The sequence below is a fragment of the Bacillus sp. FSL H8-0516 genome (assembly GCF_038635285.1).
Lineage (GTDB): Bacteria > Bacillota > Bacilli > Bacillales > Bacillaceae > Bacillus > Bacillus safensis.
In genome coordinates this window covers 2,058,796-2,071,849 of the sequence record NZ_CP152051.1, presented here as the reverse complement: position 1 = coordinate 2,071,849, position 13,054 = coordinate 2,058,796, and the positions used below count along the sequence as shown (strand labels likewise).

The window sequence follows — 13,054 nt, the reverse complement described above, 5'->3', positions numbered from 1 at the left end:
GTCAGAAATATAGCATAGCTTGTCTCAAGGTGAAACCTTGAAAAAAAACATTTTGTCCGATAAAAATAGTGTCTGCAGTTTACAAATCATCAGTTTCGTATAGGATGAAATGAAAAACAGTCTTTAAAACACAAAAATGGGTTCATTTTAAAAGAGCAACATATTTGCTGGATGTGTACCTGTCGATTATGATATGAAGTAACAATAGTTTAGGTTTTTGGAAACAGAAAGGAACGGTTTGATTTGAATAGTTCATTACAAGAAGCCATAAAATTAGTTGAGGCGGGTGAGACTGAAAAAGGACTCCAAACACTTGCTCAAGCAGAGAAGTATTTGCATGATGAAGAAAAGGCGCAAGCGGCTCAATTATATTATGATTGGGGAGATATCGATAAAGCACGGAATCTCATCAGTGATTTACATGATTTATATCCAGAGGAAACAGGTTTAACGTGTTTTTATGCAGAGCTGTTGATTGACTCTGATGAAGAAGAGAAGGCGATTGCAGTATTAGAAACGATTCCTGAAGATGATGATGCGTACCCAGAGAGTTTATTGTTAATGGCAGATTTGTATCAAATGCAAGGACTATTTGAAGTCAGTGAACAAAAGCTTTTAAAAGCGAAAGAACTACTTCCGAATGAAGCCATCATCGATTTTGCATTAGGTGAGTTGTATTTTTCTCAAGGCCTTTCAAAAAAAGCGGCCGATTATTTCTACAAAGTGGCAGATCAGCAGCATGAGGTTGGCGGTGTCAATGTGTATCAGCGGCTCGCTGAATCGCTCAGCACAGCTGGAGAATTTGAGGATGCACTTGAATGGTACGAAAAGGCAGTAAAAGATCAAGCAGACCCGAATACTCTTTTTGGCTACGGATTTACAGCAATGAGGGCTGGCAGAACGAAAACAGCCATTCAGCAGCTTACAGAACTGAAAGATATTGATCCGTCCTATTCGTCACTTTATATGCCTTTAGCGAAAAGTTATGAGGAAGAAGGACTATATCACGAGGCTTTAGAGGTAGTAAAAGAGGGTATTAAAGTTGATGAGTATAACAAAGAATTATATTTATATGGTGCCAAGATTGATTTGAAAAATGGGGATTCAGAAGATGCGAAAAAACTGCTTCAAGAAGCACTTGCTCTCGATCCGGGTTATATTGAAGCAGTTCAAACATTGCTGGCGATCTATTTAAATGAAGAGCTGTTTGATGAAATTCTGGATGTTATTAAAGAGGTAAAAAGCTTTGGGGAAGATGACCCAAAATGGAATTGGTATGCTGCATCTGCTTCTGTCGGGCGAGAAGAATACAAAGAAGCTGCCGAGTATTTCAAGCTTGCCCTGCCTGATTTTGATGAGGAGCGTGACTTTTTATATGAATACGCTTCGTTCCTTTTAGAAGAGGGCAGACAAAAAGAAGCATTGCCGTTATTACGCAAAGTTCTAGAGAAAGATGGCACGAATGAAGAAATTGAAGAAACGATTTTAAGAATTGAAGACGAAATTTCCTTATAGTTTGCAGGAATGAAGAACTGGTTTGTTGAATAATTCATGTATAGCAATTTAATTTACGATAGAGGAGGGAATAACATGCAGACCCCTGTTTCTGTCAATGAAAAAAAGGAATTTATCCGGTGGTTCTTAAACCATTATCAGCTAAAGAGAAGAGAGTGTGTTTGGATATTAAATTATTTAATGAGCCACGACTCTTTGATGGAAAAGGTTCATTTTGTAGAGCAAGCAGAATTTTGCCCAAGGGGAATCATCATGTCAACACACTGTGTGGATGAAGTTCCCTTTAGATTTTATAAAGAAAACATCATGACGACAGATGCTGAAAAGTCATTTCATGATATTCGTTTGAATAAACAGCAGGACTTGTTTATTCAATTGAATTTCCGTTCTGCTTATCGTTCGCCGGAATATGCAGCTGTTCTTGAAACAAATCCTCATATTCCAAAGGATCTTTATGAGAACGAAAAAGATAAGGATCTTGCTGAGAAAGTGCTTGAGCACTCAATCGCAACTTTCCAAAAAGAACGGCTCATGAAAGAGATAGATGAAGCACTTGACCGTCATGATCAAGAAACATTTAATAAGCTGGCAAAAGAATTAAGCCTATTGTCATAAACTGAACGAATAAGCCTTGCCCTATACAGGCAGGGCTTATGTCATGAAAGAGGGGAAATTGATGAGGTTTCAAGCAGAGGACGCGGATCGCTTTTTGCAATCTAAAGCTTACATTGATACCGCTATCATTCCATTAGTTGGGATTGATGCGGATCAAATGAAACAAACCGTGTCTTTAGGAGAGTTTACTATTCTTGTAGCAGATGAACTTGAAAGACAATTAAAAGGGCGGGTTTTTCTTTTTCCGCCACATACATATTTGGAAGTGAGTGACCGGAAACAAGAAGATATACTCATAATGAAGCAGTCGCTCAAGGATCATTTTCAGCATGTCGTATTGATCACATCTGATCACCAGTGGAAAGAGCATACTGAGATCAGTGAATCGCTATTTTTGCTCAAGCCGGTTCCGCTGGAGCATTTGAAGGTTGAATTAAAGCAAAAAGTCATTCAAGACAGTGTAGAACAAATTTTGAACTTTTTGTTACAAAAATGGAACCCTTCATAAAAACCCTTACATTTGCATTGTACATAGCTTTTTAGGATGTTGACCTTGTGAATAGATTGATATATTATGAGGGTGTCCTAGTTTTATGAAATTTTTTCTAATTCAGTTATAAAGTAGCTGACGACCTGAGGGGGGGAGAAAAAAATGAGCGAGAAGAGACATGGAGTGTCCAGGCGTCAATTTTTGAATTACACGTTGACCGGCGTGGGGGGATTTATGGCCGCTGGAATGCTCATGCCTATGGTTCGCTTTGCGCTTGACCCTGTGCTAAAAGGAACAGAGGATCAGGATATGGTTCAAGTTGTCAGTGTAGATGAACTGACAAAGGAACCGAAGCGCTTTGACTTTAAAATTGATCAAGTAGATGCATGGTACGAGTCAAAGGAATCTAGGTCAGCATGGGTGTACAAAGAAGGGGATGAAATTGTCGCTTTATCGCCAATCTGTAAACATTTAGGATGTACAGTGAACTGGAACAGTGATCCGAAAAATCCAAACAAATTTTTCTGCCCGTGCCATTATGGGCTGTACGACAAGGATGGTACAAACGTACCCGGAACTCCACCGCTTGCACCGCTTGACCATTATAAGCAGCAAGTGAAGGACGGATACCTCTATCTTGGAAAAGCTGTGCCGAAAGGGGAAGGGTAACGATGCTTAACAAGATTTACGATTGGGTAGATGAGCGGCTGGACATTACACCAATATGGAGAGATATTGCGGATCACGAGGTGCCAGAGCACGTCAACCCAGCACATCATTTCTCCGCTTTTGTGTATTGTTTTGGCGGTTTAACGTTTTTTGTGACAGTCATTCAAGTCCTTTCGGGCATGTTTTTAACGATGTATTACGTGCCGGATATTAAAAATGCCTGGGAATCTGTCTATTATTTGCAAAATGAAGTGGCATTTGGCCAGATTGTCAGAGGGATGCACCACTGGGGTGCGAGTTTAGTCATTGTGATGATGTTTTTACATACGCTAAGGGTCTTTTTCCAAGGGGCGTATAAAAAGCCTAGAGAGCTGAACTGGATTGTTGGTGTGCTCATTTTCTTTGTGATGCTTGGACTTGGTTTTACAGGTTATCTTTTACCATGGGATATGAAGGCGTTGTTTGCGACGAAGGTTGGTCTTCAAATTGCAGAAGCAACACCTTTCATTGGTAAAGAGATCAAAACGCTGCTTGCAGGTCATCCTGACATTGTAGGGGCACAAACGCTGACGAGATTTTTCGCTATCCATGTCTTTTTCTTGCCAGCGGCATTATTTGGGCTGATGGCTGCCCACTTTATTATGATTCGTAAGCAAGGAATTTCTGGACCGCTATAAAATGCTGCGTTTGATGAATGTTCAATGAGGAGGGGATGACTTTGCATAGGGGAAAAGGGATGAAGTTTGTCGGAGATTCCAGAATACCGGCAGAAAGAAAACCTAACATACCTAAAGACTATTCCGAATATCCGGGAAAAACAGAAGCCTTTTGGCCGAACTTTCTTTTAAAGGAATGGCTTGTAGGTGCCGTTTTTTTAATTGGATTTCTTGTCCTAACTGTTGTTCATGCGCCTCCGCTTGAGCGGATGGCTGATCCAACAGATACTGGCTATATTCCGCTGCCAGACTGGTATTTCCTATTTTTGTACCAGTTATTAAAATATGAATTTGCTGCAGGAAACTTCACTGTCGTCGGCGCGATGATTATGCCTGGAATTGCGTTTGGTGCACTTTTGCTCGCACCATTTCTTGATTCAGGTCCAGAACGCAGACCGTATAGAAGACCAATTGCAGTCGGGATGATGATTCTTGCAGTCGGCGCAGCAACATATTTAACGTGGGAGTCTGTTGCAACTCATGATTGGGAAGCAGCGGCAAAACAAGGTGAGATTAAGAAAGAAGCAGAGATTGATACTTCAGCTGAAGAGTATAAAATTTATCAAGAGCAGACATGTATCTCCTGCCACGGGGATAACATGCAGGGCGGAGCAGCCGGACCGTCACTCGTTGACAACGGTCTTGCGCCTGAGGAGATCGCTAAAATCGCTGTAGAAGGAAAAGGCAACATGCCGAAGGGTGTCTTTAAAGGCAGTGATGAAGAACTTGAAAAGCTCTCTAAATATTTATCTGAGGTCAAATCAAAATAATTCAGTTGTTTAAATGCAAGTACAAGGATATACTCAAAAGAGAAAAAGCTGGCGCTGTCAGCTTTTTTCTGATTTTAACAGATCGTGAGTGAAGAGACATATGAGATGGATTCAATATTTGCTAGCGACGCGCTACATGCTTGTGCTGGTGCTTATGATCAATTTCCTTGGCACTGTGTACGGCTACTATTGGTATATTCCGCAGCTCGTAGAGACACCGGCTGTCTTTTTAGCTTTTGTACCAGACAGTCCAACGGCCAGCTTTTTCTTTTTATTTGTATTACTTGCGTTTTTGATGAAACGAAATGCTCCTTATTTTGAAGCACTTGCTCTTGTGACCTTGATTAAATATGGGTTATGGGCGGTAGGAATGAATATCTTTGTGCTTTTTTCTGTTGATGATTTTCCGTGGGAAGGATACATGCTGATTGGGTCTCACTTTGCGATGGCGGTTCAGGCTGTATTGTTTGCGCCATACTATCGTTTTCAAATGCGTCATCTCGTGGTAGCAGGCATTTGGATCTTACATAATGATGTAATTGATTATGTATTTGGTATGATGCCCCGTTATTCTATGCTGTCTGCTTACTCAAACGAGATCGGCTACGTGACGTTTTGGCTAAGTATTGCGGTTCTTCTTGTTTCGTATTATCTCGTTCTATCGAAAAAATCGGTCAAGCTTGAACTCCCTTAACAATGTTGGTCTAACCTTGTCCTTTTCTTCATACGCTGTAAGGAGAAGGGCTAGGAGGGACTTGCATGAAACGAAAGCCAATCGCGATGATTCTATTATTTTTTCTCGTATTACAGCCAGCAGTTGTCAAAGGTGAGGAAACAGCTGCTAACACGCTGCAAGAATTAACGGAACTATCAGATTCCATCTTTCAATTAACGAGACAAGCTAAATATGATGAGGCGTTACAAGTCGCATTGTATGTTGAAAAGACATTTAAAGCTGAGAATTGGCGTGGAACTTTGACGAATACGCAGATTCGGCAAATTACACTTGGCTATCAAGATATGATAAAAGGGCTGCCGCAGGAAGAATTGAATGAGCGCGAAAAGCTTCGTTATGCCTCTCAATTTAGAATGCTGCTTGATGCGATCCAGTCGGATTCTGAGCCTCTTTGGGGTTCGCTGGAGAAGCCTATTATGGGCTCTTTTCCTACTTTGAAAAAAGAAGTAAAAGATCCAGAATCGACGACATTTTATGAAACTTGGAATGAGCTGGTTTCTTTATACGATATGATCTATCCAAGTTTAACCATTGATATTTCGCCTGAAAAGCTGCAGACGATTAAGCAGCACATGGAAGTGATTGAGCAAGGTGAATTTTTAAAAGCATCAAGTGGGACAAAGCTTGAACGTCTCACGAAGCTGGAAGAGGATTTATCGAATGTATTTGCTCACGTCGATGAAGATGAAGCGGATCCATCGCTTTTATGGGTCATCTTAACAACCGGGAGTATCATTTTATTAACGTTAACGTATGTTGGATTTCGGAAATATCGTGCAGAAAAAGAAAAGAAGCAAAAACGTCAGGCTGATTATCCTAAATCATAAAAAAAGAAGCCCAAAACTGGTGCTTCTTTTTTAATGTGGATTGAGCGGCTTTTTGTGTTCATCTAATGTAAAGCCTTCACCGAGTACATCATGCACGTCACTGACAGATACAAACGCATGAGGATCGACTGAGGTCACGACGCTTTTAAGGTGGACAAGCTCGTTTTTCGGAACGACGCAATAAAGAACGTTGCGCTCCTGTTTCGTATAGGAACCGACCCCTTTTAAGATGGTGACACCGCGCTCCATTTCATCTGTGATTTTCTTTTGAATGATGTCGTCTTTTTCAGAGATAATCATGGCGCCTTTGGCAGCGTAAGCGCCTTCTTGCATGAAGTCAATGACCTTCGCAGCCACAAACACTGCGACAAGTGTATACATCGCTTCTTTATAATTTAAGTAGGTCAGAGAGATGGTAATGACGCATGCGTCGAAGATGAACATTGTTCGTCCCATTGCCACCTGATAATGCTTGTTAATCAGTCTTGCAATGATGTCCACACCGCCTGTTGTACCGCCGAATTTAAAGATGATTCCGAGGCCTGTTCCGATAAATACACCTGCAAAGAGGGCGGCTAAGGCTAAATCGTGCTGGAGAGGCATATGTATTTGAAAGCGCTGGAAGATGGCAAGAAAGACAGAAAGACTCACTGTTCCTACAATTGTATAAGTAAACATCGTTCTGCCGAGCATTTTCCAGCCTATAAAAAAGATCGGAATGTTTAAGACAAGGTTTGAAATAGATGGGTCAATGTGAAATAGAAAATATAAAAGCAGTGTAATACCTGTAAATCCGCCTTCCGCCAAATTGTTCTGCATATTAAAATGAACAAGACCGAAAGAAAAAATCGCAGATCCTATTAAAATAAATACGATATTTTTAAGACGAATTTCTTTTAGCAAGAGACCACTCCTTTTTTTGCTTAGACAGCGATAATATTATATGGTATGGGAGAGAAACAAGCAAACTGAGTCTTAAACATTTGTCAAATATTTATGATTTCGCTAACATGTAAGAGATGGATAGGAGGATGAGCTTCATGACGAAAGAAAAAACGCTGCGTCACGTGCAGCAAGAAGTAGATGATTACATAGGACAATTTAAAGAAGGCTATTTCAGCCCGCTTGCCATGATGGCCCGCCTGACAGAAGAATTAGGGGAGCTGGCAAGAGAGGTTAACCATTACTATGGAGAAAAGCCGAAAAAAACAACGGAAACAGAAAAAAGCATGGAAGAAGAAATTGGCGATGTTTTGTTTGTGTTAACATGCCTTGCTAATTCACTTGATATTTCACTAGAAGAAGCACATGATCGTGTGATGCATAAATTCAACACAAGAGATAAAGACCGCTGGACGAAAAAAGAAGGGAAGTAGAGACGATGACGAACGAAACCATCAAAGTAGTAATCGCTGGAGCAAGAGGAAGAATGGGGATAGAGGCTGTGAAGCTGGCGGAAGAAACAGGCCATTTTGAGCTGGTGGCAGCACTTGATCACACGCATGAAGGAAAAAAATTATCTGATGTGATTCATACGACATCTCATGCGCCAATTTATACGGATATTGATGTGTGTCTTTCAGAAACAGCACCAGATGTATTAATTGATTTAACAACACCAGAAATCGGGAAAGTACATACAAAAAAAGCACTTGAACATGGCGTGCGTCCAGTCGTCGGAACAACTGGATTTTCAGAAGATGACCTAAAAGAGCTTCAGCAATTAACAGAAGAAAAGGGCATAGGCTGTATTATTGCACCAAACTTTGCTGTCGGTGCGGTCTTAATGATGAAATTTGCCAAAATGGCAGCGAATTATTTTCCTGACGTTGAAATCATTGAGCTTCACCATGATAAAAAACTAGATGCCCCAAGCGGTACGGGCTTAAAAACGGCTGAAATGATTGCAGAAGTAAGAGAAAGCAAAAAGCAGGGACATCCAGAAGAGAAAGAATTGATCGAAGGGGCACGAGGAGCTGATTATGATGGTATCCGTCTGCACAGCGTGAGACTTCCTGGCATGATTGCACATCAAGAAGTGCTGTTTGGAATGGACGGACAGACGCTCACCATTCGTCATGATTCTTATAACCGTGCATCCTTTATGTCAGGCGTGAAGCTTTCAGTAGAGCAGGTCATGCACATTGATCAGCTCGTTTATGGTTTAGAAAATATCATCGACTAATAAGGAGTGGATTCCTGATGAACATTGCTTTAATCGCTCATGATAAGAAAAAAAGTGACATGATTCAGTTTACCACTGCGTACCGTGATATTTTGGCAGATCATACACTTTACGCAACAGGGACAACAGGTTTGAGAGTGAAAGAAGCGACGGGGCTTCCCATTCATCGTTTCCAATCAGGACCACTTGGGGGAGATCAGCAGATCGGTGCTTTAATTGCTGATAATGCAATGGATCTTGTGCTCTTTTTTAGAGACCCGCTAACTGCGCAGCCGCATGAACCGGATGTATCTGCACTCATCCGGCTTTGCGATGTGTATACCATTCCATTAGCCACCAATATGGGAACTGCTGAAATTTTAGTCAGGAATTTAAATAAAGGTACGTTTGATTTTCGAGATGTAGCAAAAAACGGAGGAACAAATGAAACGACTTGATATCCTTGCATTCGGTGCCCATAGCGATGATGTAGAGATCGGAATGGGCGGAACGATTGCAAAATACGTAAAAAAAGGGGCGCGCGTCGGGATTTGCGACTTGACCCAGGCCGAATTATCTTCAAATGGAACAGTCGAGAGCCGCAAAGAAGAAGCAAAAGCCGCCGCCGCTATTTTAGGTGTCAGAGCGAGAATCCAGCTCACACTGCCAGATAGAGGGCTGTATCTAAATGATGAAGCGATGAAGGAAATTGCGGGCGTGATTCGAACTTACAAACCGAAACTGATTTTCGCTCCGTACCACCAAGATCGGCATCCAGATCATGGCCATGCGGGCTCACTTGTAGAAGAGGCCGCTTTTTCTGCAGGTATACATAAATTTGAAGATTCATACAAGCAGCCAGCGCATAAAATAAGCCAAATGTATTATTACATGATTAATGGGCACCATCGTCCAGATTTTGTGATCGATATTTCTGAGGAAATGCACCAAAAAATTGATAGCCTGCATGCGTATAAAAGCCAATTTGTTAAATCGGTAAACTCAGTAGAGACACCTCTTGTGAACGGTTATATTGATTTTGTCAAAATGAGAGAGTCTATGTATGGAAGAGAAGTCAACAAAGCTTATGCAGAAGGGTTTATCACAAAGAAACCACTTTTGTTGGACGATGACTTACTTGGGGGGTAATTATGAAAAAACTGAAGGTCGGAATTACTTGTTATCCAAGTGTCGGCGGCTCAGGCATTATAGCCACGGAGCTTGGAAAACGTTTAGCTGAAAAAGGGCACGATGTTCATTTCATTACCTCTAGCATTCCGTTTAGGCTTAATAAAGTATATCCGAATATTTATTTTCATGAGGTGGATGTGAATCAATATGCAGTTTTTCAATATCCACCTTATGACCTTGCGCTGGCAAGTAAATTGGCAGAAGTCGCAAAACGAGAAAAGCTTGATATTATTCACGCGCATTATGCAGTCCCGCACGCTGTCTGTGCGTTCTTAGCCAAACAAATGACTGGACACTCTGTGAAAGTCGTTACGACGCTTCATGGAACGGATATTACGGTTTTAGGCTATGATCCATCATTAAAAGAAGTGATTCGGTTCGCCATCGAATCATCAGATCGCGTAACAGCGGTGTCGCATTCATTAGCTGCGCAGACATACGATCTCATCAAACCAGATAAAAAGATTGATACGATTCATAATTTTGTAGATGAACGGGTGTATTTGCGTGAAGATCACGATTTGCTAAAGACACATTATGGTCTTTTACCGAACGAAAAGGTCATCATCCATGTATCAAACTTTCGAAAGGTGAAACGGGTGCATGACGTGATTCATGTGTTTCAAAAGATTGCTGAACAGGTGCAGGCAAAGCTGCTGCTCATTGGTGATGGTCCTGAGAAATCGGTTGTATGTGAACTCGTGAAAAAATTAGGACTGACAGACCGCGTGTTGTTTTTAGGCAAGCAAGAGAAGGTTGAGGAGCTATATTCAATAAGTGATTTGAAGCTGCTTCTTTCAGAGAAGGAGAGCTTTGGGCTTGTGCTTCTTGAAGCAATGGCGTGCGGTGTTCCTTGTATCGGTACGGATGTCGGCGGTATTCCAGAGGTCATTACACATGGAGAAACAGGTTTTCTTGTCCCGCTCGGCGATATAGACGGAGCAGCAAAGCACGCAGTGTCTCTGCTGAAAGACGAAGCGCTTCATGAAAAAGTGTCAGCGGCAGCTCAGTCTAGTGTTCAGGCTCATTTCTCCTCTGATAAGATTGTGAGTGAATATGAGAAGCTTTACCTAGAATTGATCGAAGGTGATGATGAAGATGAATGAACCATTCACACATGCGATCCCTATATTACATACACTGCACGAACATGGGCATCAGGCTTACTTTGTCGGCGGAGCGGTGAGAGATGTTCTATTAGGACGGGAAATCGGTGATATCGATATTGCGACAGATGCAACACCTGATAAGGTTGAGTCTTTATTTGAAAAAACAGTAGATGTCGGTAAGGAGCATGGCACTGTCATTGTGTTGCATGATGGTGTCAGCTATGAGGTCACGACGTTTCGAACGGAATCAGAATATGAAGATTTTCGCAGACCGAAAGAAGTGGCGTTTATTACGTCGCTTAAGGAAGATCTTTTAAGAAGAGATTTAACGATTAATGCAATGGCCATGGATATAAATGGAGAAATTATTGATCATGTAGGTGGTAAACAGGATATTAAGCGGAAACGAATTCAAACTGTTGGAGATCCTGCGTGCCGCTTTCAAGAAGATGCGCTTCGCATGATGAGAGCTGTCCGTTTTTTAAGCCAGCTTGGCTTTGAACTCGCTGATGAAACGGCTGAAGCTATGAAAAAGGATAAGCATCTGCTTGCCAACATATCAGTTGAGCGCAAAAAAATTGAAATGGAGAAGCTTTTAAAAGGCCGTCATTGCGAGCAGGCCATTCAAGTGCTCATTTCAACCAAATTATATGAAGAATTGCCAGGTCTTAAAGAGGAGCGTCTTCATGAATCCTTTCAAGCCTTTCCATATTACTTACTGGATGGACTAGAAGAGGTATGGGGGGCTTGCATCCATTTGCTCGGCCTAGATGAAGCGGAGGCTGCGGCCTTCTTAAAAGAATGGAAGCTGTCAACCAAGCTTTTGAAAGAAGCAGTAGCCATTAGTAAATACGTTGATTGTGACTGGGATGCGGAAAACATGTTTGAAGCTGGTGAACACGTGCTCTTATCTAGTTTGAAGATCACACAGCTAAAACATGAGCGCCGCATTTTCTTTGATGAGCTGGAGGCAGCGAAACGTTCTTATGATGCACTGCCGATTAAAAAGCTCCAAGACCTCGCTGTTTCAGGAAAAGATTTAATGGCCTTTCGGCAAAAGACGTCTGGGAAATGGATTGCAGAGGAGCTCAATTTTGTGAAAAAAGCCGTTTTGCAAAACCGTTTAGAAAACCGAAAAGAAGCCATAGAGGAGTGGCTTAAAGCATGCGATCCGCAATTAGAAAACGATTAATTGAACTATTTACAGCATCCAGTGAGGATTTTGTCTCAAGTCAGCAGATTTGTGATGAACTTGGCTGCTCCCGAACAGCTGTGTGGAAGCATATGGAGGACTTGCGAAAAGAGGGGTATGAGGTAGAAGCAGTTAGAAGAAAAGGATACCGTCTGCTTCGTAAACCGGACAAAATTAGTGAGGACGAAATTCTGTTTGGTCTGGAAACAGAGAGCTTCGGCAGGCATATTTACTTTCAGAAAGAAGTCGCTTCAACTCAGTTGATTGCCCATGATCTTGTCAATGAAGGTGCGCCCCACGGCACGATCGTTGTCAGCGATCATCAGACAAACGGAAAAGGGCGTCTTCAAAGAACGTGGCATTCACCAAACGGGACAGGCATTTGGATGAGTCTCATTCTCAGGCCTGAAATTCCGCTGCATAAAGCGCCGCAAATGACACTTTTGGCATCTGTAGCCATCGCAGAAGCGATTGCGCAGCAAACAGGACTCAGTCCATCTATTAAATGGCCAAACGATATTTTGTTGAATGGAAAAAAGGTCGTTGGCATTCTGACTGAATTAAAAGCAGAAGCTGACCAGGTTCATGCGGTCATTATTGGACCGGGCATAAATGTGAACCAAACAGCTGATGACTTCCCGGATGACCTAAAGGATGTCGCCACAAGTCTGCGGATGGAACTGAATGAAAAAGTGGATCGTGCTGCACTTATACAACAGATCATGTCCACTTTTGAAAAAAGATATGATGATTATATGAAGCAAGGATTTGCGCCGATTAAACATTTATGGGAATCGTTTGCGATGACGATCGGTCGACATATTGTGGCCCGCACCGTCAATGGGCAATATACGGGGAAGGCGCTTGGCATCAATGAAGAAGGTGTTTTATTGCTTGAAACGGAGGACGGTATCCAAAAAATCTACTCCGCAGACATTGAGATCAAGTCAACTTGAGTGGAACACCCGGCACATTTTTGATATACTTCGTGTGGGCAGTATCTGCAAAGAACTGTACCTGTTATGAAGAAAAATTCGATAAATTTCTGCCTTGATCCTAA

Annotated in this window: 16 protein-coding genes; 15 read left to right on the top strand and 1 reads right to left on the bottom strand. The window is 41.8% G+C overall.

Annotated features, from left to right (window positions below; genetic code table 11):
• Positions 1-243 precede the first annotated feature (243 nt).
• From MHB67_RS10300 to ypjB, 8 genes are all read left to right on the top strand, one after another.
• Positions 244-1,515 (top strand): tetratricopeptide repeat protein, encoded by a 1,272-nt coding sequence (locus tag MHB67_RS10300; protein WP_283859480.1) that lies wholly within the window; start codon positions 244-246, stop codon positions 1,513-1,515.
• A 75-nt stretch (positions 1,516-1,590) separates the two neighbouring features.
• Positions 1,591-2,130: a ReoY family proteolytic degradation factor gene (locus tag MHB67_RS10295; protein ID WP_008344562.1), complete on the top strand. Its 540-nt coding sequence runs from the start codon at positions 1,591-1,593 to the stop codon at positions 2,128-2,130.
• Between the two features lie 61 nt (positions 2,131-2,191).
• Complete coding sequence (locus tag MHB67_RS10290; RefSeq protein ID WP_024428101.1) at positions 2,192-2,638, top strand: YpiF family protein; 447 nt, start codon at positions 2,192-2,194, stop codon at positions 2,636-2,638.
• 144 nt (positions 2,639-2,782) lie between these two features.
• Entirely contained in the window at positions 2,783-3,289 is a 507-nt protein-coding gene (locus tag MHB67_RS10285; RefSeq protein WP_007500911.1) for a ubiquinol-cytochrome c reductase iron-sulfur subunit, read from the top strand.
• 2 nt (positions 3,290-3,291) lie between these two features.
• The gene (gene qcrB / locus MHB67_RS10280) at positions 3,292-3,966 is read left to right on the top strand and encodes a menaquinol-cytochrome c reductase cytochrome b subunit (protein ID WP_003215804.1); all 675 of its coding nucleotides are present in this window, start codon (positions 3,292-3,294) and stop codon (positions 3,964-3,966) included.
• Between the two features lie 41 nt (positions 3,967-4,007).
• Positions 4,008-4,775 (top strand): menaquinol-cytochrome c reductase cytochrome b/c subunit, encoded by a 768-nt coding sequence (locus MHB67_RS10275; RefSeq protein ID WP_073206084.1) that lies wholly within the window; start codon positions 4,008-4,010, stop codon positions 4,773-4,775.
• 100 nt (positions 4,776-4,875) lie between these two features.
• Positions 4,876-5,469 (top strand): DUF1405 domain-containing protein, encoded by a 594-nt coding sequence (locus MHB67_RS10270; protein WP_342492508.1) that lies wholly within the window; start codon positions 4,876-4,878, stop codon positions 5,467-5,469.
• A 65-nt stretch (positions 5,470-5,534) separates the two neighbouring features.
• Entirely contained in the window at positions 5,535-6,338 is an 804-nt protein-coding gene (gene ypjB / locus MHB67_RS10265) for a sporulation protein YpjB (RefSeq protein WP_342492507.1), read from the top strand.
• 30 nt (positions 6,339-6,368) lie between these two features.
• On the opposite strand, the gene MHB67_RS10260 is transcribed toward ypjB, so the two are convergent.
• A complete protein-coding gene (locus MHB67_RS10260; protein WP_024422789.1) occupies positions 6,369-7,241 on the bottom strand; it encodes a YitT family protein in 873 nt (290 codons plus the stop codon).
• Between the two features lie 137 nt (positions 7,242-7,378).
• Between MHB67_RS10260 and MHB67_RS10255 the strand changes: the two genes are divergently transcribed.
• The 7 genes from MHB67_RS10255 to MHB67_RS10225 are packed head-to-tail and all read left to right on the top strand — an operon-like array spanning position 7,379 to position 12,950.
• Positions 7,379-7,714, top strand: coding sequence for a nucleotide pyrophosphohydrolase (locus MHB67_RS10255; protein ID WP_024422788.1), 336 nt, complete (start codon positions 7,379-7,381; stop codon positions 7,712-7,714).
• A 5-nt stretch (positions 7,715-7,719) separates the two neighbouring features.
• Positions 7,720-8,523: a 4-hydroxy-tetrahydrodipicolinate reductase gene (gene dapB / locus MHB67_RS10250; protein WP_041109607.1), complete on the top strand. Its 804-nt coding sequence runs from the start codon at positions 7,720-7,722 to the stop codon at positions 8,521-8,523.
• 17 nt (positions 8,524-8,540) lie between these two features.
• Positions 8,541-8,960: a methylglyoxal synthase gene (mgsA, locus tag MHB67_RS10245; RefSeq protein WP_024422786.1), complete on the top strand. Its 420-nt coding sequence runs from the start codon at positions 8,541-8,543 to the stop codon at positions 8,958-8,960.
• Positions 8,947-9,651 carry a bacillithiol biosynthesis deacetylase BshB1 gene (gene bshB1, locus MHB67_RS10240; RefSeq protein ID WP_044333236.1) on the top strand — a complete coding sequence of 235 codons (705 nt, stop codon included), beginning with the start codon at positions 8,947-8,949 and terminating at the stop codon, positions 9,649-9,651. Before mgsA ends, bshB1 begins: the two co-directional genes overlap by 14 nt.
• A 2-nt stretch (positions 9,652-9,653) precedes the next feature.
• On the top strand, positions 9,654-10,799 hold the full coding sequence (gene bshA / locus MHB67_RS10235; RefSeq protein WP_024422784.1) for an N-acetyl-alpha-D-glucosaminyl L-malate synthase BshA: 1,146 nt from the start codon (positions 9,654-9,656) through the stop codon (positions 10,797-10,799).
• Positions 10,792-11,994, top strand: a complete 1,203-nt coding sequence (locus tag MHB67_RS10230; RefSeq protein WP_024428104.1) for a CCA tRNA nucleotidyltransferase — start codon at positions 10,792-10,794, stop codon at positions 11,992-11,994. Before bshA ends, MHB67_RS10230 begins: the two co-directional genes overlap by 8 nt.
• Positions 11,967-12,950, top strand: a complete 984-nt coding sequence (locus MHB67_RS10225) for a biotin--[acetyl-CoA-carboxylase] ligase (protein WP_073206078.1) — start codon at positions 11,967-11,969, stop codon at positions 12,948-12,950. Before MHB67_RS10230 ends, MHB67_RS10225 begins: the two co-directional genes overlap by 28 nt.
• The last annotated feature ends 104 nt before the right edge of the window (positions 12,951-13,054 follow it).